The 18,854-nt window shown below is 48.8% G+C and carries 15 protein-coding genes, 1 pseudogene and 1 riboswitch; all 16 genes and pseudogenes read left to right on the top strand.

Features of this window, described 5'->3' with window-relative positions:
* Positions 1–305 precede the first annotated feature (305 nt).
* On the top strand, positions 306–1,220 hold the full coding sequence (locus ONB37_19790; protein MDZ7402406.1) for a sulfite exporter TauE/SafE family protein: 915 nt from the start codon (positions 306–308) through the stop codon (positions 1,218–1,220).
* Between the two features lie 4 nt (positions 1,221–1,224).
* The gene (locus ONB37_19785) at positions 1,225–1,626 is read left to right on the top strand and encodes a hypothetical protein (GenBank protein ID MDZ7402405.1); all 402 of its coding nucleotides are present in this window, start codon (positions 1,225–1,227) and stop codon (positions 1,624–1,626) included.
* A gap of 6 nt (positions 1,627–1,632) precedes the next feature.
* The gene (locus ONB37_19780; GenBank protein ID MDZ7402404.1) at positions 1,633–2,550 is read left to right on the top strand and encodes an alginate export family protein; all 918 of its coding nucleotides are present in this window, start codon (positions 1,633–1,635) and stop codon (positions 2,548–2,550) included.
* A 234-nt stretch (positions 2,551–2,784) separates the two neighbouring features.
* Entirely contained in the window at positions 2,785–3,573 is a 789-nt protein-coding gene (locus ONB37_19775) for a hypothetical protein (protein ID MDZ7402403.1), read from the top strand.
* 110 nt (positions 3,574–3,683) lie between these two features.
* On the top strand, positions 3,684–4,259 hold the full coding sequence (locus ONB37_19770) for a rhodanese-like domain-containing protein (protein ID MDZ7402402.1): 576 nt from the start codon (positions 3,684–3,686) through the stop codon (positions 4,257–4,259).
* The gene (locus ONB37_19765) at positions 4,249–4,692 is read left to right on the top strand and encodes a DoxX family membrane protein (GenBank protein ID MDZ7402401.1); all 444 of its coding nucleotides are present in this window, start codon (positions 4,249–4,251) and stop codon (positions 4,690–4,692) included. Before ONB37_19770 ends, ONB37_19765 begins: the two co-directional genes overlap by 11 nt.
* Positions 4,693–4,787: 95 nt before the next feature.
* Complete coding sequence (locus ONB37_19760) at positions 4,788–6,080, top strand: TolC family protein (GenBank protein MDZ7402400.1); 1,293 nt, start codon at positions 4,788–4,790, stop codon at positions 6,078–6,080.
* A gap of 84 nt (positions 6,081–6,164) precedes the next feature.
* Positions 6,165–7,112, top strand: a complete 948-nt coding sequence (locus ONB37_19755) for a bile acid:sodium symporter family protein (protein ID MDZ7402399.1) — start codon at positions 6,165–6,167, stop codon at positions 7,110–7,112.
* A 199-nt stretch (positions 7,113–7,311) separates the two neighbouring features.
* Positions 7,312–8,355, top strand: a complete 1,044-nt coding sequence (locus ONB37_19750; GenBank protein MDZ7402398.1) for an efflux RND transporter periplasmic adaptor subunit — start codon at positions 7,312–7,314, stop codon at positions 8,353–8,355.
* Complete coding sequence (locus ONB37_19745) at positions 8,352–11,420, top strand: efflux RND transporter permease subunit (GenBank protein MDZ7402397.1); 3,069 nt, start codon at positions 8,352–8,354, stop codon at positions 11,418–11,420. Before ONB37_19750 ends, ONB37_19745 begins: the two co-directional genes overlap by 4 nt.
* Before the next feature lie 418 nt (positions 11,421–11,838).
* Positions 11,839–12,729 (top strand): annotated as a pseudogene (locus tag ONB37_19740) (cyclopropane-fatty-acyl-phospholipid synthase family protein).
* Between the two features lie 294 nt (positions 12,730–13,023).
* Positions 13,024–14,019: a thioredoxin domain-containing protein gene (locus ONB37_19735; GenBank protein ID MDZ7402396.1), complete on the top strand. Its 996-nt coding sequence runs from the start codon at positions 13,024–13,026 to the stop codon at positions 14,017–14,019.
* A 531-nt stretch (positions 14,020–14,550) separates the two neighbouring features.
* Positions 14,551–15,222: a cation diffusion facilitator family transporter gene (locus tag ONB37_19730; protein ID MDZ7402395.1), complete on the top strand. Its 672-nt coding sequence runs from the start codon at positions 14,551–14,553 to the stop codon at positions 15,220–15,222.
* A gap of 12 nt (positions 15,223–15,234) precedes the next feature.
* Positions 15,235–15,735: a hypothetical protein gene (locus ONB37_19725; GenBank protein MDZ7402394.1), complete on the top strand. Its 501-nt coding sequence runs from the start codon at positions 15,235–15,237 to the stop codon at positions 15,733–15,735.
* 82 nt (positions 15,736–15,817) lie between these two features.
* The gene (locus ONB37_19720) at positions 15,818–16,750 is read left to right on the top strand and encodes an arsenite methyltransferase (protein MDZ7402393.1); all 933 of its coding nucleotides are present in this window, start codon (positions 15,818–15,820) and stop codon (positions 16,748–16,750) included.
* 170 nt (positions 16,751–16,920) lie between these two features.
* Positions 16,921–18,066 carry an ATP-binding protein gene (locus ONB37_19715; protein MDZ7402392.1) on the top strand — a complete coding sequence of 382 codons (1,146 nt, stop codon included), beginning with the start codon at positions 16,921–16,923 and terminating at the stop codon, positions 18,064–18,066.
* Positions 18,067–18,526: 460 nt separating this feature from the next.
* Positions 18,527–18,625, top strand: a riboswitch (TPP riboswitch).
* The last annotated feature ends 229 nt before the right edge of the window (positions 18,626–18,854 follow it).

The following is an 18,854-nucleotide window of genomic DNA, read 5'->3' as shown; positions in this document are numbered from 1 at the left end:
CTAACTTGAATTCTCTGGTGTATCGGCGCCTGGTTTTTATGATACTCATTGGGACATTCCTTGGTTAGTTAGTTTGATATTATACGCTCTAACTTAACTCCGTGTCCGATATAATATAGCAAATCCACTGAACCTTCGTAAGGATTAGAATACGATAAAGGAGACTCAAATGGAGCGAAGATTATGCCCGTGTTGGTGAGATGGCTGGTGAAAGGGATTTGATTGATTATGAAAATTGAAAGCATTTTCTAACTCATCTCTTTTTCTGGGGGAAGGAATGTTAAACCTAGTGAGGAGATCAAAAAATGAGTAACGGTCAAATGTCCTTCTGGAAGAACTATCTTCCAACCATCATTCTGCTTGTCATTATTGCCATCATCTTTATCGCTTTCTTATCAGGCGGGAAACTAACCACTGCAAATCTGCCCGCAATTACCGTGACCCACGGTATTATTCTGATCATCATCGGTCTGTTGGCGGGATTGCTCGGCGGGCTGATCGGCACGGGCGGCTGCAGCGTGATGTTGCCAGCTATTCATTTCTGGTTAGGCTACCCCGCACCAATTGCCGTTGGCACCACGCTGTTTGCGGTGATTTTCACGGCTATTTCTGGCGGTTATGGACATCTGGTGCGAAAAAATCTGGATGTCAAAGCCACGCTATGGGTCGGAATTTCAGGCATCGTCGGCGTCCTGATCGGTTCTTATTTATTCAAATTGCTTAGCAGTCATGTAGCGTTGTTGGGATTGATCCTGGGGCTGGCATTTCTCTGGCCTGCCATTCGCATGATCTGGGAAGGACTATTGCAGACGAAAAAGCCGCAGGCAACAGGCAATGCCATTCCCGGGCCTGAATGGGGCTGGGCGATCATGGGTCTGCTGATCGGCGTTTTAACTGGCGTCGTAGGACTCGGCGGCGGCTATGCATTAGTGCCAGGCTTCATCTATTTATTCGGCGCTCCAGTTTACATCACCATGGGCACATCATTGGCAACCATGATCCCTCTGGCTGTGGTTGGCGGCGGTATTAAACTGGCGCAGGGATTTGTGGCGCTGGGGACTGGCTTGATTTTGGCATTTGGAACCGTCATTGGCGCACAGATCGGCGCTGCCATCATTAAAAAATTCAAACCGACAACATTGAAGCTGATTTTTGGACTATACTTCCTGTATGTTTCAATCAAATTCATCACGGCGTTTTTTGGAATTAAAATATGGTGATGTCATGCGAACATTAGCTGCTGTCATCCTTTTGCTGCTGCAATTGGATGCAAGTTTTGGACAAGCCACCAAACCTGAGCCGAGTTTGCCGTGGCACAATCTGAAAGTCGGACAGACTACCATAACGATCAGCGGCACCTACCGCCTGCGGGGCGAGCTGCAGGATGAATTTCATGTTAAAAATTTCGGTACGGGCAAAACCGAAGATTTTCTGCTCTCCCGACTGCGACTGGGAACCGATGTCCGATTCAGCCCGAAGGCACGAGTGCATTTTCAGTTGCAGGACGCTCATGTTTTTGGCTCATCTTTTTCAGATCAGGATTTTGCCACAGGCAATAATCCGTTTCATGATCTACTGGACGTCAATCAGGCATATTTTGAGTGCCAGCCCAGGAAACCAGTGTAACTTAAAATCGGCCGTCAGGCCATTTCGTTCCGTGATCGTCGGGTCTTTGGTCCTGGCGATTGGGGCAATATGGGGCGCTACGCCTGGGATGCCGCTATTTTCAAGCTGACGAATCGCTGGCTCGAAAGCAACTGGATTGTCGGGCGATTCATCCTGCACGATCCCGATCGCTGGCCGAACAAATGGGCTGATGGACCAACGGCTTTTGCCAGCTACAATTCCATCAAAGCCCTGCCGTTTTCATTGGATGCTTTTTATGTGTTCAAACACGATGATCGAGGCATCACATCGGGCGAAAAAGGAATCGGAAACCTCGCATCTCACAGCCTGGGTGTCTGGCTCAATGACAAATGGCAGGGCTGGGAATATAGCATCACTGCGGTCGGTCAGTTAGGAAAATGGGGTAGCGATGATATTCGGGCGTATGGACTGGCCGCATCTTTGGGCTATCAATGGCAAGCCCTCTGGCAGCCGCTGCTTAAAGCTCAGTGCATTATTGGATCGGGTGATCGAAATTCTACCGATGGGATTCATGGCACGTTCGACGGCGTGTTCGGTGGCGCTGATACTGATCTCTACGGTTGGATGAACATATTTTTCTGGCAGAATTTACGGGAGTACCGTCTCGATCTCAAATTATCACCCAATAAGGCGCTGGGATTGAAAGCCGAATATCACTACTTTATGCTGGATCAAGCCCATGATGCCTGGTATTTTCCAGGCAAAGCGGTCCGTCGGGACAAGACTGGCTCATCGGGGCGAGAACTGGGACAGGAGATCGACCTGACTGCCAGAATGAAAGTAACGAGCAATCTGGAATTTTTAACCGGCGCGTGTTTTTTCATGCCCGGCGAGCTTGTGAAAAATACCGGCAAAAGCCCCCAAGCAAGCTGGTATTTTTTAGAGACAACGTTCATTTTTTAAATTGGATCGGAGTGCGACGCCTTTATGCGTCGCAGCAATCCATAAAGGAATTGCACTCCAATTCTCATTAAGGAGGCAGGAACGGATACAAATACACATTGCCATGTTTTTCAGACTATTTTATAATTTCCATAAAATTCATTATCGCATTTTTGCTCATGAAAATCTGATAATGTAATCAATAGACAGAAAGTCAATTCAAATATTTTTTAATAAACTAAACAGGAGACGCACATGCAAAAATCATTTTCACACCAAAGTTCAGCATTATTATTAACAATTGCTTTTACTGTGCTGGTTGCCTTGATGCCACCACTTTCAGCGCAAACCAGCCAGGCTGACCTAAAAGTCTCAACAGAATTGAAAAACTTCGACAACATGGTGCTGCAAAGCCGGCAAGAGATGCGGCAGTACTGCGCCATTGTTCAGGAGTTGATCAAACAAGCCGACGGTCAGAAGCAGGCCAAAGGGTTGGAACATATTCGCCAGTCCCTGGCGCTGTGGGAAAAAGTCCAGCAAAATTTCCAGAGCCAGCCGCCAGCGGAATATCAGCAGGATGAGAAATTCGGTTCGCGACTGGACGCCATTCATCAGGGCATCGTGGATATGGAAAAACAGCTTGCAGATGGAAAGTTCAAAGAAGCCATGCAAATTTGTGGTGCGACCTGCGGGCTGTTTGTGAAGCTGCATGAAGAAAATAACCTGGTTTATGCCGCCGATCGGCTGTTTCACCTGCGCAAGCTGGCGAAAAAGATGATCGATGAAGAACAGAAAACCGGGCTGAATCCGGTGAAGGGCATGTTGGGTGAGCTGTTGAAGCTTCGCGATAATGTCTTTTTAGCGCCCTGCCCCGCGCCTGATGATGAAGCTCGCTGCAAAAATTACCAATCCGCTCTGAAAACGCTCTCTGCACAGTTGGATGATCTGGCGATTTGCATGGTGAATGGTAACCAGGCTGCTGCTGAAAATATTCTCAAAAATCTCATGGCTGCCATCAATCTCGCGTATGGGATTGCATTATAAGCTATCAAAAAGAAAAGCCACAGAGGCACAGAGAGCTCAGAGAAAAATTAAAAAAATCTTTGTTCCCTCCGTGTCTCTGTGGCAAAAAATATTAATCAAAAGGTCGTGTCATGAAATGGATTCCAAAATATGCCCTTCAGCAGGCCATCATCATTACGGTGCTGGCCGCGGTGATCGGGCTGGCGGTCAATAGCTTTCATCCCCGAAAAGTAGCGCTGGCATCCAAGCGGCCGCCGTTGAAATATGCCGCTGATTCGCTGTTTGCCGAGGACCTGCCGTCGGTAAACATCATTGGCCAGAACGATTTCATTCGACTGACGCCAAAGCCAGGCGAGGAGCTGATTATCGTCAACGCTAAACAAGTGCGGCAACTTGTTTCGCATCAGCAGGGAATTTTATTGGATGCAAGAACTCCAGCCGAGTACGAAGCTGGTCATCTCCCTGGCGCCATGCTGTTGCCTTTCGACTTGCTGTATGATTACGATCAGCAGCTCACAGCGCTGCCCAAAGACAAATGGCTCATCTGCTACTGTGACGGTCCGCCCTGCGACCTGGGCGAATTGCTGGCAAAAGAGTTACAGCTACGGGATTTTGAGAAGGTGGCCGTTTATCAGGACGGTGTGAACGATTGGAAGAAATCGTATGCGGTGGTCAAAGGAAAGGAGGCGGGTGAATTTGAAAAGTGACAGCATGAAATGGATGTTTCTGGCACTGCGGTGGTTCATCGGCGCCCTATTTATTTATGCCGCAATCGCCAAAATTGCCAACCCGATGGCATTTGCCGCACAGGTGGATAACTATCGTCTGCTGCCTTATTTTTGGGTCACGCTGGTAGCGGCGATCTTGCCGTGGCTGGAATTGGCTTGCGGCCTGTTGCTGATCTTTGGCAAATGGCTGCCAGGCACGACGCTGGTATTGGTGATTCTCAATCTGGCTTTTCTGATTGCCATCATTACCGCACTGGCGAAAGGATTGGATATTAGCTGCGGCTGCTTTTCGGTTGGCGGTGAAGGCACGCGTATCGGGATCAAAAAACTGATTGAGAATATTCTGCTCTCTCTGGCCACGATAGCGATTTATTGGCATGTGCTATCCTCCAGTGCAAAAAAAGACGAATAAGCCAAGAGGCACAGAGAACGCAGAGAAAAAAAATCTCTGTGAACTCGGTGCCTCTGTGGCAACCAATTCTTTTACAATCAATCAATGGATATACTATGAAACAAAAAATTATTGCAATCCTATTTGTTTTATTTACACCGCTTCTGCTTCAAGCCCAGCCGATGGCTTCAGATACCGTCGCCATCTCTTTACAAGATGCGCTGAAGGAAGCGCTATCCAATAATGAGTTGCTGAAAAAATCGGCGGCGCGCACCCGGGCCGGTCAGGCATCGCTACAACAGGCCGAGGGCGAAATGCTGCCGAAAGTGGATGCCAATTTCGCTTACGGCTATTTGGACATTGTGCCGGGGTTTAAACAAGTTGTACTTGGGAATATCGAGCACGATCTATTCCCGACCGTGTCCATCAGCCAGCCCCTTTACACTGGCGGTAAATTGAAGTACGCCAAACAGGCAACCGCTGCCGAAGTGCAGTCGCTGGAGCAGGCGTTTCAGTCCGATCAATTGAACCTGAAGCTGGCGGTCACGCTGGACTATTTCCAGTTGCAGTCGCTGCAAAATCAGCAGCAGATTCTGCTGGAAAATCGAAAGCAACTGGAGGTGCAGCAGCGCTACGCTCGACTGCTGGTGGAGGCCGGTCACATGTCGCAACTGGAGCTGGACCGCATCGGCGTTGCTATTGCCAGCAATGACGGCAACCTGCTTAAAATTCAGGATGACTATCAAGCGGTTTCTTATGAGTTGGGTCTTTTAATGGGAAGAGAAGAGTCCCGACTATTTTTGCCGCAGGATTCCCTGGAGGTAATCCCTTTTGATCGACAACCAGACGAACTGCTGCCGACCGCGCTGGAGCATAATCCCATCTGGAAACAATTAGAGTACGATCTGCGCAAAGCCGAAGCGAAGGTCAAGGTGCAGCAGGCGGCAAAGCTGCCGCAGGTGTCAGCCCAGGCCTATTATGGCTATGAATTTGGGCTGGAATCATTTTCGCTTGATAAAAACAAGCGTTATTTCTGGGGGCTGAACGCCAAAATGCCCATCTACGACGGTAATGTGATCGGCGCAAAAATTGATGAGGCAAGAGCCGGGCTGGAACAGATCCAATGGCAGCGGGAATATTTTAGAAAAAATTTAGCAATCCAGGTGCAAAACAGCTACACCCGGCTAAAAGAAAAAGAGCAGCAGATCGCCATTCAACAGCAGGCGGTGGAGCAAGCGCGCCAGAGTTATCGGCTGGCCATGATCGAATACCATGCCGGGCGACGTTCTAACACCGATTTATTAGATATCCAGCGCAGCCTATTGAACGCCCAATTGAATTTGAACGATGCCGTTGTCAATTATAACCGATCACGAGCACAAATTCTCTACGTGATCGGATTGCTGTAATCAAATGAATCCTTACGAAGGTTCTGAACCTTCGCAAGGGTCAGATTGCTATGGCTGAACAAAAAGAGATTGGGATTAAAATAAATGAAAGCATTTGCTGATTTCATTCGGAAACACTATCAGACGATCATCATCGCCACGGTGATCGTAGCGCTGCTGTTGGGTCTATGGACAACCGTCCCGGGCAAACAGATCCAGCGCTTTTCGAAAGCGTTGACCTTTCTAATGATCCTGTTCATCAGTTTCACGCTGTCACCACGGCAATTTGCCCTGGTAGTGCGGCAACCTGTTGCCGTAATCACGGGCGTGCTGCTGACCTTTGTCTTCATGCCGCTGCTGTGTTGGGCGTTAGCTCGGCTGTTGGTAAGCGATCCCCAATTAATAACCGGAATCATCCTGATCGGTGTCGTCCCAACCGCGGGCATGGCGGCCGTGTGGACAGCGCTGCTAAAAGGTGATGTGCCCCTGGTGTTGAGTATCGAGGCGCTGACCATGATGCTGGGATCGTTCCTTATCCCAATTTTGATGGTGCTGTTAGCTGGCGCCAATGTGCAGGTGAGCCCCGGGGCAATGTTCCAGCAATTGATCGTTATTTTGCTAATTCCCCTGTTTCTGGGCGTTTTGGGGCACTGGCTGCTCGAAAAATTATGGCAGCCGAAACCCGACTTATCCATGATGCCGGCGCTGTCGGCCGTAACCGCAGTGCTATTGATGTTTGCGGTCTGCAATGCCAATGTCCCCATGATGGTAGCGCAGAAGTCGTTAGTGCCAGGGCTGCTGGTTGCCGTGGTGTTGATCTTCCCGCTGGGATTTCTACTACCCCACTGGCTGGGGCGCTTCGCCTTTGGTTGGGAGCAGCGTATCGCCGTGACCTATTCATCGGGCATGAAGAATTTGCCTATTGCGGTGGGACTGGCGTTGACCAGCTTCGGCAGACAGGGACTGGTAGGATTGCCAATTGTGCTGGCGTTCATTCTGCAAATGCTTACCGCCAGTACTTTTTATCGATATTTGAATCGTTCGAGATCGTAACTGGGACAGTGTAAGAGTTACTGGATCAAGCGATATACCCAACGGCGTGAATTACACGTGGTTATAAAAAGCATCGTGCAAACCTGAAAAGCAGGGAGTGACTTTATTCAGTTGGCCGGGCTGGATTGGCAGGTCAAAAATTCAAAACAATGATTCTCTACAGATTCAATAAATTTAGAACAAGAGGAATGAGGTTAAGATGAAACGAATTTTACTAGTCTTCGCTCTGATGATATCGGTCTGGTTAATTTACGGCTGCGGTTCGAAACAGGAAAATCCTTCTGAAACCAAAAAAGCCGACGTCAAACTGGTGAAAGTTCAGCCGGTTCAAACCAGAAAACTGGTTGAAAAACTACAGCTCACGGGCAACCTTCGAGCTGAAAACGTTGCCAATATCCTTGCCACCGTCGAAGGAAAAATTTCCAAACTGCTGGTTCGTGAGGGGGATCGTGTGCAGCTCAATACGGTGGTGGCGATGATCAGCTCGCTGGTGCGGGAGGACATTATCAATTCGGCGCGGCTGCTGGTTCAGGCAAAGCAAGAGGAACTGGCAAAAAATCCGTCGAATATACAATTGCAAAAGGAACTGGAGCAAGCGCGGCAGGATTACCAGTTTGCCCAGCAGCAATACAAAGAAATTCCGGTGACGTCACCCATTCAGGGTGTCGTTTCGCAGCGTTGGGTCGATCTGGGCGACATGGTGCCGGCCAAAGCCAAGTTATTTGAAATCCAGAGCAGTTCGAAGCTTCTGGTGGATGTGCCAGTATCGGAAATCGATATTCGTAAATTGAAGATCGGGCAATCGGCTGAAATTCGTGCCGATGCCTGCCCGGAGAAAGTGTTCAAAGGCGTCATCCAGCGCATCTATCCCCAGGTGGAGCCAAAGACCCGAAACGGCATGGTCGAAATGCGGATCGCCGATCCGTGTCCCAATTTGAAAGCCGGGATGTTTGTCCGTACCACGTTTGTGATCCGAACCATTGACAACGCCATTGCCATCCCCATTCCAGCAGTTATTGAACGACCGCAGAAAAAGGTCTGTTTTGTTGCGGATGAAGGCAAGGCGAAAGAGGTGGTGATCAAAACTGGACTCGAGACCGAGGGCTGGATCCAAATTCTGGAAGGACTCGCGCCAGGAGATAAGCTGATTGTGGAAGGACAGGAACAATTGAAAGCAGAGAATCCGCTAAAAATTCAAGGGGCCGAGAAAAAAGCCGATCAGCCGGCAGGAGGCAAAAGATGAAATTGACAACTGTATCCATTCGCCGCCCGGTGGCCACGCTGGTGCTGATGATAACTGCGGTCGTGCTCGGTTTCTACGGCTATTTTCAACTGCCGACCGATTTTCTGCCGGACATCACCTACCCGATGATCAAAGTTTATGTTTACTGGCGCGGGGCAACGCCGGAGGAGATTAACGACAATATCGCCGAACCCGTTGAACGAACCCTTGCTACGGTGGATGATCTGGATTATCTCGAAGGTTCGTGCATCGAAGGTATGTATCAGTTGCTGGTCAATTTTGAATACGGTACAGACATCGATGTGGCTTACCAAGACGTGGTGGCCAAAATGGGGCTGGCGGCGCGCAAGCTGCCGCCGGATGCAGACCCGCCGATTATGATGAAAGCCGATCCGTCGCAATTACCAGTAGTGCAATTAATTGTCATGTCCGAAGGTCGTGACCTGGTGAAGCTGAATACTTGGGTAGAGAACGTACTGCAGGATCAGTTTCTGGCCGTGAAAGGCGTGGCTGGTACCGAGATTGTTGGTGGACTGGATCGTGAAATCCGCGTCCATCTCGATGCCGAGCGGTTGACCGCGTACGATTTGACTCTGAACCAGGTGATCAAACGGCTGCAGGAAGAAAACATCGAGAGATTGGCAGGCCGGGTGACTGAAGGCGGTCGTGAATTTATCCTGCGTACTAATGCTGAATATCGTAATATGGAAGATATACGGAACGTGGTCGTACTCAATGACGGCAAATCCATGGTGCGGCTGAAGGAACTGGCGACGGTCGAGGACAGCCACGAAGAGCAGCGGGTGATCAGCCGTTTCAACGGCAAGCCGGCCATCAAGGTCAATATTTTGAAACAGGCCGACGCCAATACCGTCGATATCGCCGATCGGGTGAATGAACTCATTCGGAAGCTGGAAGATACAGTGCCGCCGGATATCAAATTTAACACCATCGAAAATCAGGCCGATTATATTAAGGGTGCCATTGCCGGGGTGAGAGACTCGGCCATTGTTGCGGTGTTGCTGGTGATCCTGGTGATCTATCTATTTCTGGGACACTGGCGCCAGGTCGTGGTCATGTTGATCGCCCTGCCGGTGACCATATTGCTTAATTTTTTCCTGATGAAAATACTCGGTTTTTCAGTCAACATCTTCTCATTGGGTGGGCTGGTAGTGGCCATGGGCGTGGTGCTGGATAATTCCATCGTGGTGATCGAAAATATTACCCGATTACATCTGGACAAAGGAAGCCGTAGCGACACAGTCGCCGATGAAGCCGCCAGCGAAGTGGCGTTAGCAGTCGTGGCATCCACGTTAACCTTTCTGGCGCTGTTCATGCCGTTCCTGCTCATCCCGGGTTTAACATCGCTTCTGTTCAAAGAGTTGATCCTGACCATTGCCGGCATCGTGGTCGTATCATTGCTGGTGGCGCTTACAGTGACACCGATGCTCACCCATTATCTGGTGACAAGCAAAGGACATCGCCGGGAACGGCGCAGTATCGCCGATCGCTTCATTGAATTGATCGACCGCATTTATCGCCGTGTGTTAACTGCTCTTTTGCCCCTACGTTGGGTGGTGCTGGTGATTTTTGTCCTATTAATGGCAGGAGCGATTTATTTCTTCAGCCAGGTCGGCAGCGAGTTTCTGCCCAAAGTGGACGATGGCCGGGTGATGATCAAAGTCATTCTGCCCACCGGCACATCGGTAGCGCGCACCGATAGCCTCCTGGCACGGTTGGAAAGCGTGGTCAAAGAGGACCCGTATGTGGATCGCTATTTCACCCTGTCCGGCGGCAAAGTCTGGGGACTCGTCACCTATGAGATTGCTAATGAAGGAGAGATCGACATAGAATTGAAACCCAAAAGTCAAAGGCCCTTTTCAACAGAACAATACGTCGAGCGCATCCGGCCGCAGGTAATGAAATTCATGCAGCCCGGTGCCCGGCTGGTCGTAGCGCAGCAAAAGATGAAGGGCATCCGCAAGGTCGGCGAATCCGATGTCGAGATCCGGGTGCGCGGTTTTGACCTTGAAGTGATGCATCAAATCGCCCAGCAGGTCTCGGCGCGCATTCAGAATATTCCAGGACTCACCAATGTGCGCATCGGCACCCAGATCACCAAGCCGGAGTACCAGATTCTGGTGGATCGCTTGCGGCTGGCCGATGCCGGCTTATCAACCCAGGCTGTGTCCCAGGCGGCGCGCAATTTGGTGGATGGCGCCGTTGCCACCCAATTTCGTGAGGCTGGCGAATACTACGACATCCGGGTCATGATCCCGGAGACTAACATCCGCTCCCGTCAGGATATCGAAAATCTCTATCTCGATGCCCCGGGCAATTTGAAGCTGCCACTGCGCACCGTGGCGCAGGTCGTTCCCCGATTGGGCCCGGTGGAAATCGTGCGCGAAGATCAAATGAAACAGATCGTCGTCTCCAGCGATGTGACTGCCGGCGCCAACGTCGGTGACATGGCCAATGCAGTTAGCGCCGCATTGTCTGAAATTCGCCTGCCCGAAGGGTATTCATTCGATCTCGGCGGTCAGGTCTATCTGATGCAAGAGAGCCAGCGGGTCATGCTGCAAATCATCCTGTTTGCCTTGTTTTTTGCCTACGTCATCCTGGCGATCCAGTTCAACTCGTTCAAACAGCCGCTATTGATTTTGTTGGGTGTGCCCTTTGCTTTTGTGGGCGTAGTGGTGGCGTTGCTGCTGACCGGTTTTCCGGCTGGAGCCACAGTGCTCATCGGTGTCATCATCATGACCGGCGGCATTGCCACCCAGGGCGTGGTGATGATCTCTTTTATCAACGAGTATCGCCAGAGAGGGCTGGGATTAAAAGAGGCAATTCTGGAAGCTGCGCCATTACGCGTCCGTCCTATCCTGATGACTCAGGCGACCACGGTACTGGGGCTGTTGCCGCTGGCGATCAACTGGGGCGAAGGCGGCGATATGCTGCAGCCCATGGCTATTGCGGTGATCGGCGGGTTGCTGTTTTCACTGTTGGTGACGCTATTGCTGCTGCCGAATTTATATTTTATATTCGAACGAAGGAGGGATAACGCCTGATCCTGTTATTCATAGATTTTGCCACAGAGATCGCAGAAAAAAAATAAAAAAATCTCTGTGCGCTCTATGGCTCTGTGGCAATCATTTTTTTCTGAATATAAATAAAGGAGATGGCACCATGAAAAAAACATTAATGCATTTCCTTACTGCCTTGAGCGAACAGGTACCCGAAATTTCTTTTGAAGTGCGCCTGTGGGACGGTGAAACGCTTCGCTATGGCAATGATGAACCCGAATTTACCTTAATGCTGAAAACGAATAAAGCCGCAAAACGCATTTTTACCAGTGGCACTTTGGGCTTTGGTGAAGAATACATGGCCGGCAACATCGATGTAGCCGGCGATTTCAAGGCTTTGATGCGGCTGGGAACTCAGGCTGAATTTGAGAATCTAAAGTTATCATTCGCCACCAGGCTGGGCATGTTTTGGCAATATTTGAAAACAAGGGACACGCTGGTGCGGACACCGAAGAACATTGCTCATCATTACGATCGTGGCAATGACTTTTATCAGCTCTGGCTGGATGAAAGCATGACCTACTCCTGTGCGTATTTCCGAACGGATCATGATAGTCTGGAACAGGCGCAGCAGTAAAAATACGAGCACATCTGCCGCAAGCTGCAATTGCAGCCGGGGGACACGCTGGTCGATATCGGCTGCGGCTGGGGTAGCATGTTGATTTATGCTGCTAAAAAGTTTAACGTAACGGGTGTAGGGTGCACGCTTTCCGAGCCGCAGCTACAACTGGCACAGGAACGAATCAAACAGGAAGGTTTACAAGACCAGATTAGAATTTTAAAACAGGATTATCGGAACATTGAAGGCGTGTTCAACAAGTTCGTCTCCATCGGTATGTTCGAGCACGTGGGCAAAAAATTCATTCGCCAATTTATGGAAAAAACCCGTGCGCTGTTAAACAAGGGCGGCATTGGTCTGTTGCATTATATCGGCAAAGAAAAAGTTTCCAGAGGTGATCCCTGGACATTGAAATATATTTTTCCGGGCGGCTATATTCCAATATTAGACGAGGTCATGCGTGCCATGGGGGAGTTGGATTTGATCCCTATTGATATTGAGAATTTGCGGCTCCACTATGCGAAAACATTGGATGAATGGAGCAAGCGGTTTGAGGCACGGGTCGATAAAATTCGGAAGATGTTCGACGAATCCTTTGTGCGGATGTGGCGGATGTTTCTCAATGGCAGTGCGGCTGGGTTTCGTTACGGCAATACCAGATTATTCCAGATCACTTTCACCAATGGCTTGAATAACCTTTTGCCGCTAACCCGGGAACATCTTTATCTTTGTTAAATTAAAAATAGCATCCACCCTTTCAAAGGTTCAAAACCTTTGAAAGGGCTATTGGAATAGTCTAGCGTTCTGCAAAATAAAAAATAGAGTCATTTCGATCCGCCAGCAGGCGGAGAGAAATCTGATCAATCAATTGATTGCATGAGAAATAAAGATTCCTCACTCCGCTGCGCTCTGTTCGGAATGACAGGAGAATTTTAACTTTGCAGATCTCTAGAAATAGTAAAGAAAGCTGGGAATCAAATTCTAGATCAGTAAATGATTCGTGTCATTCATTCAGTGAAGGAGTACTAGATGAAAATTAATCCATTCAAAATTTGGTCGGTCAAAATGTTATTCCTGATTATTCTCGTCGTGCTGATGATACAATGTGGCGGGAAAGAGAAAGAGACATCGCAGGATGCGGCGCTGGCAGCTTCGAAAGAAACGACGGATAGCCTGAATTCTGATACCAGTCCCAATCCGGGCAATGAAACTGATCCAATCCAAAAACAAAATCCAGCCAGGCTCGATAAAGAAACCGTTGCTCTGGTGAACAACTTCCAAATTACCGAGCAATACCTGAACCAACGCTATCAAGACCTGCCAGCCGAATATCAGCAGGAGTTCAAAAACGATCTGGAAGGCCTGCTCGATCAGCTCATTGTACGGGAGCTATTATTTCAGCAGGCCGTACAAAAAGGCTTTGCTAAAGATGTTGCTGCTACCTACGATGAACAGGGCAAAGACCAGGCAATTCAAAATTATCTACAAAAATTGGCCAATCAGATTCAAGTATCTGATGCGGAGCTGAAAAGCTTTTACAACGACCACATCAGCGAAATGCGAGGCGCCAGTTATGAGCAGGTAAAAACAAATATTCAGAATTACCTGGTGCAACAAAAACAGAGCGAGTTGATCAATCAAACCATCGAGCAACTGAAAACTGAAGCGAAGATCACCCGCAATGAAGCCTGGCTGGCGAAGCAGCGCGCGCTGAAGCCGCCCAATCCGCTGGAGCCAGCGTTAAAAAGCGGCAAGCCGACGGTACTGGATCTGGGCGCTGGCACGTGCATCCCATGCAAAATGATGAAACCGATCTTCGCCGAGCTGGAGCAAAGTTTGAAAGGCAAAGCCAATGTCATTCTGCTGGAAATTGGCGAGCATCGTGACCTGGCACGGCAATATCGGGTGCGGGTGATCCCGACGCAGATCTTCTTCGATACCAAAGGTGAGGTCTATTGGCGCCATGAAGGTTTTCTGCCCAAAGACGAGATCATCAAAAAGCTGCAAGAAGGGGGGATGAAATAGCATGGGGTTTCGGAACAATTCTTGTTTGCACCAGTTTTTTCTCTGCCCAAGGTGCGAACCATTTTGACCGCGAATTCCGCAAATTTTTCGAATTATGCCAATCTGCCTGTTGGCAATTAGCATCTACTTAAAAGATGATTTGATCTTCAACAAGGTGACTCGCTAATTTTTGATATTGACTTAAATGCCAATCCGCCAGATGGCTGATAAGAAGCCGTCAAATTCGCAAATGAATGAATTGAAATCTAAAATGCTCAGCGCCTTTTACGTCTGCTCTGCGTCCTTTGCGTTAAAAAATATTGTTAGGTTGATGCTCATGGCCAGTTGGTGGAATTGGTCTAATTTGCAAAATTTGCAATCTCGCTTTTTGGGTATCCGCTTCTCGGATTCAAGATTTTGCGTTTTATGACACCAGAATAGAGGTCACCTAAGCTATTTAACAAAACTTTTGTGCGGCAAGATTGTTTAACACTTAACATTGAATTATGAATTTTTGAAAACTTAAGGCCTACATTTATGTGGAATCGTTTGTTGAAAAGCGTCAAAACCCCATCCCTGGGCTTTATCGAAGGCTGGCTATCGATCACCGTTAATCTGCTGCTGTTTGTCTTGAAATTTTGGGTGGGCATCAAAGCCGATTCGGTGGCCATGAAAGCCGATGCCTGGCACACGTTGTCCGACAGCTTCACGTCATTGGTGGTGTTGTTCGGCTTCTGGATTTCGCGGCGCAAGCCGGATGAACAGCATCCGTTTGGCCACGGCCGCGCCGAGGCTATTGGCGCCGTGGTCATTGGCACATTGCTGTTTATCGTCGGTGCGACCTTCCTGCAAGAGTCGATCCATCGCCTGTTCGCTCGACAGGGACTCACCTTTAGCTCCCTGGCCGTCATCATCTTCCTGGTCTCGGTTTTGGTCAAAGAGGGGATGGCTTCGTTTTCCATCTGGGCTGGCAAAAAGATCGACTCGCAGTCGCTTATTGCCGATGGCTGGCACCATAGCAGCGATGCGGTTGCCTCTGGCCTGATTATCATCGGCACGGTGCTGGGACGCTATTTCTGGTGGATCGATGGCGTGGCTGGCATCCTGGTTTCTTTGTTGATTTTTTACGCTACTTATGATATTCTAAAGGTGGCTGCCAGCACGCTCATTGGCGAAAGACCGGATAAATCGCTCAAGGACAAACTATTGCAGGTGGTCCAGTAGATTGCGCCAGCCGTGACCGATATCCATCATCTTCATGTCCATAAATATGGTGACACCACGGAGCTGACCTTTCATATCTACTTTCCCGAAAACATCAAGCTCAAAGAAGCCCACAACGTGGCCACGGCCATCGAAGACGCCATTAAAAAAGAGCTGCGCATGGAAACGACCATTCATTTTGAACCATTGCTATCGAAAGGAGAACCATTGAGCAAGATTGCCACCATCGAGCTCCAATACTTCGACGGTTGCCCGCATGTCGCGAAGGCCAGAGAATTGGTGGAACATTACCAGCATGAGCACCCCGAAGTGCAGCTCAAATACACGCAGGTAATGGATAACGATCAGGCCGCCCAAATCGGATTTCGTGGCTCCCCCACTATCCTGATCGACGGCAAAGACCTGTTCCAGCAACCGGTTCCGGAGCAGCCGAGCATGGCCTGCCGTTTCTATCCCGGCGGTTTGCCTGATTATAACTCGTTTGTCCGGATGATCCAGAAAATTTCTCTGTAGGGCAAATTGGCAATTGGTTATGGTAACGATTCCTAACCTTCTTAAATTTAGGAATCGTTCACATAAAATGGAGACAAGAGACATGAAAGAAGAAAATATCAGAAAAGTGGTGCGAGAGCGCTATGGCAAAATCGCGAAGGAGCAAAGCTCCTGTTGCGGGCCGAGTGTCTCCTGTTGTTGCGGGGGTGATACGATCAGCATTATCAGCAAAAATATCGGTTATTCGGATGACGAACTCAATGCGGTCCCTGAAGGCGCCAATCTGGGTCTGGGCTGTGGCAATCCCATCGCCCTGGCTTCGCTCGTGCCTGGCGAAATTGTGGTTGATCTCGGTTCTGGTGCTGGTTTCGATTGTTTTCTGGCAGCTCAAAAAGTTGGCCCCACCGGCAGGGTCATCGGTGTGGACATGACGCCGGACATGATCGAGACCGCACGCGCCAATGCTCGCAAGGGCAACTATACCAATGTGGAATTCCGATTGGGCGAAATTGAACATCTGCCAGTGGCTGATAATTTTGCCAATATCATCATCTCCAATTGCGTCATCAACCTCTCGCCCGACAAGGCGCAAGTATTTCGTGAAGCCTACCGCGTGCTCAAACCCGGCGGCCGACTCATGATCTCCGACATCGTCTTGCTGGCGGAACTCCCCGGCCCCATCCGAGAGTCCATCGATGCCTACACGGGCTGTCTGGCCGGTGCGCTTTTAAAAGAAGATTATTTGGGGAAAATAAGCGCAGCAGGTTTTCAACAGGTTGAAGTTGCCGATGAAACGATCTTCCCGCTCGACCTGTTAGTGAGCGAGCCCGAACCCAGTGTGCTCGCTGCCTGGCAAGAGATGACACCTCAACAACAACAGCAGCTCGCCCAAAGCATTCACAGCATCAAGGTCTCGGCCCGGAAGTTGTACCGCAAATTGGTAATTTTAGCCCTCGGGCAAATTTGCAATTTGGCGTGTAGGACAGGTTGGCAACCTGTCCTACAGCGCAATTCGCAGCAGAAACACGATTCCTAAACCTCTCGGTTTTGGGAATCGTTTCGTATTCCCCCAAAATAGAAACTCCTACTAGCACTGCAAAGCATTTTCTGGAGCCGAATTACTCCACACCTTACAAAATACCAGGATTTTGCTTGGAACAAAAATTTCGCTTGACAATTTAGAAATTAATTTCTAAATTGCAAATCATGATAGCACGTGATCTCAAAAAAGTCATTCAGGAGCGATTGGGAAATTTCCCCGCAGTGGCCATCTTCGGGGCCAGACAAACGGGGAAAACAACGTTGGCGCAAACGCTCTCATCGCTTTATTTCGATCTGGAGCTGGAAGAGGAAAAATTGCGCCTCGACTTGCTGTGGAACGAAATCATCGATTCAGACCAGCCAATCATTCTTGATGAAGCCCAAAATTTTCCTGAGATCTTTCCAAGAATCCGCAGCGCGATTGACAAAGATCGTCAGCGAAACGGAAGATTTTTGATCCTGGGATCGGTTTCTCCCAGCTTGATGAGAGACGTCGCGGATTTCCTGACGGGCAGGATCGCGATTTGTGAGCTCGCTCCCTTTGCCCTGACTGAAATCAAGTCGAAAGCTGACGATTTATGGCTGATGGGTGGCTATCCCGATGGTGGTATCCTCAATAAGATTCAGTTCCCCGTCTGGCAAAAAAGCTATCTGGACTTGCTGGCCATGCGCGATTTGCCTAAATGGGGGCTGCCTGCTAAACCGCAAGTCACCCAGCGACTTTTCAAAATGCTGGCTGCTTTTCATGGCAATGTCTGGAATGCCAGTCAAATCGGAAAAAGCCTGGGACTAACTTATCATACGGTCAATACCTATCTCGATTATCTGGAGCAGGTTTATCTGATCCGAAAATTAACACCCTACTTTGCCAATATTAAAAAACGGCTGGTTAAAAGCCCCAAGCTTTATTGGAGAGACTCGGGACTGCTGCATAGCCTGCTCAATATTGGTTCTTTTGAGCAGTTGCTGCAACAGCCCTGGGTTGGTTATAGCTGGGAAGGATGGGGTATCGAGCAAATCCTCATTTTCTTAAACAACCATGACATCCAATTTGATGGACCGTATTTTTTCAAGACCAATGATGGTTATGAGCTTGACCTGGTTTTGATTATCAAAGGTAAAATCTGGGCTATCGAGGTCAAATTAACCTCCCATGTTAAAAAGGAGGATATGGATCGCTTAACGAAGACCGCTGATCTCATTGGCGCTCACAATAAAGTACTGATTTCCAGAACGCCAGGTACCATCACCGATGGAAATATTTATTCCACAAATCTATCGGATTTTTTGGCTCTATTAAAAGATTTATAATGCTTTTGCCAGAATAGCAAATTAACGCCCCGAATTTCGGCTGGTTCGAATATGGTACTCCAATGTCCCCTTTTCAGCGGTGAAGTGATCGTTTTCTAAATGCAATATAAAAACCCCTTCGCCGCTAATTGGATAAAATCCTTATGGAATAACTCCCGAACATTGGATACAATCCCTACGGCTGAATTCCCATCCTTTAGCGCAATTAGAAAAATTGGCAAAATCCGTGGTCAAAAAACGTTTCCCAAGCTATAACGATAAAATCCTTACGGATTAATTCCCAGAGCACGGGATAAAAACCTGCCAGGTGAGTTCCCATCCCAGAGATATGCTCACCTTCGAGGTGGAGTACATCTCTGCCCTCGCTGTTTTGTAGGACAGGTTGGCAACCTGTCCTACAGCGCAATTCATGATCAAAAAAATGGGAACTGGTTTCAGTTGAAAAAGTAAAAAAGAGTGAAATTTTCCGAAGGGGTGTTCGCCGAGAGGCGGGCTGAGATTAAACCCTTGGAACCTGATCTGGATAATACCAGCGAAGGGATTCGGAAACGATATGACAATCTTCACTGCACCTTTCCAATCCAATCGATCCCAAGCTGGCGATCGATTTTTTTTGGCCAGCGATCAGCTTCTATGTGAACCCCCTTCTGGAATGAATAAACCCCCAAAAAGAGTGAAGCTCTAAATAAAAGCCTCACGGCTGAATTCCATTTCAAAAACACAGGAGGGATACATTATGAAAAAGATGTTCAAATTCAGTTTATTGATTATAGCCAGCATCATGATAG

The sequence above is a fragment of the candidate division KSB1 bacterium genome (genome assembly GCA_034506395.1).
Classification (GTDB): Bacteria; Zhuqueibacterota; Zhuqueibacteria; order Thermofontimicrobiales; family Thermofontimicrobiaceae; genus Thermofontimicrobium.
Note: the sequence above shows the minus strand (reverse complement) of the source record. Positions and strands in the feature narration are given on the sequence as shown.

Excerpts from the sequence above, each read along its gene's own strand:
- ONB37_19755 (MDZ7402399.1), top strand. The coding sequence starts at position 6,165 with ATGAAAGCATTTGCTGATTTCATTCGGAAACACTATCAGACGATCATC.
- ONB37_19715 (MDZ7402392.1), top strand. The coding sequence starts at position 16,921 with ATGATAGCACGTGATCTCAAAAAAGTCATTCAGGAGCGATTGGGAAAT.
- ONB37_19745 (MDZ7402397.1), top strand. The coding sequence starts at position 8,352 with ATGAAATTGACAACTGTATCCATTCGCCGCCCGGTGGCCACGCTGGTG.
- ONB37_19775 (MDZ7402403.1), top strand. The coding sequence starts at position 2,785 with ATGCAAAAATCATTTTCACACCAAAGTTCAGCATTATTATTAACAATT.
- ONB37_19785 (MDZ7402405.1), top strand. The coding sequence starts at position 1,225 with ATGCGAACATTAGCTGCTGTCATCCTTTTGCTGCTGCAATTGGATGCA.
- ONB37_19750 (MDZ7402398.1), top strand. The coding sequence starts at position 7,312 with ATGAAACGAATTTTACTAGTCTTCGCTCTGATGATATCGGTCTGGTTA.
- ONB37_19770 (MDZ7402402.1), top strand. The coding sequence starts at position 3,684 with ATGAAATGGATTCCAAAATATGCCCTTCAGCAGGCCATCATCATTACG.
- ONB37_19760 (MDZ7402400.1), top strand. The coding sequence starts at position 4,788 with ATGAAACAAAAAATTATTGCAATCCTATTTGTTTTATTTACACCGCTT.
- ONB37_19720 (MDZ7402393.1), top strand. The coding sequence starts at position 15,818 with ATGAAAGAAGAAAATATCAGAAAAGTGGTGCGAGAGCGCTATGGCAAA.
- ONB37_19790 (MDZ7402406.1), top strand. The coding sequence starts at position 306 with ATGAGTAACGGTCAAATGTCCTTCTGGAAGAACTATCTTCCAACCATC.
- ONB37_19735 (MDZ7402396.1), top strand. The coding sequence starts at position 13,024 with ATGAAAATTAATCCATTCAAAATTTGGTCGGTCAAAATGTTATTCCTG.